Source organism: Acinetobacter sp. ANC_7588 (assembly GCF_056783995.1).
In genome coordinates, this window is the sequence record NZ_JBWYIU010000047.1 from 1 (window position 1) to 278 (window position 278).

Annotated in this window: 1 pseudogene; it reads right to left on the bottom strand. The window is 45.7% G+C overall.

The features are described 5' to 3' along the window. Positions 1-278 (bottom strand): annotated as a pseudogene (locus AC1M9J_RS14840) (type VI secretion system tip protein VgrG); the annotation flags it as partial.

The following is a 278-nucleotide window of genomic DNA, read 5'->3' on the forward strand; positions in this document are numbered from 1 at the left end:
GGTTGATCTGCCCATCTGCACTGAGGTGGATGTCTTCGTTACTTTCTACGGCAATTGAACTTGGTGAAGCCAAGAGCATGATCGCTTGTTTAAAAGCCGCGGCTTTGCTTTGGTCTTCGCTCTCTAAGTTCTTGAGATAGCCCTGTAGGTTTTCGAGTAAGCTGAGTGGATCAGTTTGTTGATTTTGTGCCACTTCACTCAAAGCTTTGGCGTTGTTTAAGCTACTTTCGAGTTGTTGTTTGGCTTCGCTTGCATCGAGATGGTTTGCTTTGGCTTGT